Raw genomic sequence first — 605 nt, forward strand, 5'->3', positions numbered from 1 at the left:
ATACTGGTGCAAGATACTCCATCTTTCACCAGATTTTTGTGGGCGTATATATGCTGGTAGCTCTGGGAAAAGCTCTGGATATACTAAAACACCATTAAAATCTATAGTTCCTATCTTTAGAGAGAAGTTCAAATGCAATTCATTTGTTTCTGTTGAGTTCCACTCCTGAATCTTAAAACTATTTTTCTCTTTCTCAAGATCAGTCAATAACTGCCGTTCTTGAGCTAGGCGTTCTAATGGTGTTTTTAGCAGTTCCATTACGCAAAGCCTCCTGGTTTATTTGGATAAACAGGGGTTGATGGAAATGTTAATCCCGCACCTAGAGCAGAACGGATTAAAGAGCTGGCCATATCAGCAGAGTTTGCACTTTTGTGTGATGCCGAACGTGGAAAACGATTACCCAGAACCTGCCGCCATAGGGCTAATGCTTTATCATCATCTGTTTCATTTAAGGCGTTTCTTGCAATAGCAGCTTGTTCTTCTACCTTTTCATAAAAAGTTTTGAACTCATCTGCTGTGACCGCAGAAAAAACATTATTGCCTGCAACACCAGGATCTTCTAAATGTGGAATTATGCCTAGTGACGCATAAATCCCATAAGAATT

Annotated in this window: 2 pseudogenes; both read right to left on the reverse strand. The window is 39.7% G+C overall.

Annotated elements, in window-relative coordinates:
• Positions 1–258 (reverse strand): annotated as a pseudogene (locus WA352_RS21755) (ThiF family adenylyltransferase); the annotation flags it as partial.
• Positions 258–605 (reverse strand): annotated as a pseudogene (locus WA352_RS21760) (SMODS domain-containing nucleotidyltransferase); the annotation flags it as partial. The pseudogenes WA352_RS21755 and WA352_RS21760, both read right to left, overlap by 1 nt.

Origin of the sequence: Acinetobacter sp. 102 (assembly GCF_037028485.1) — a bacterium.
Lineage (GTDB): Bacteria > Pseudomonadota > Gammaproteobacteria > Pseudomonadales > Moraxellaceae > Acinetobacter > Acinetobacter higginsii.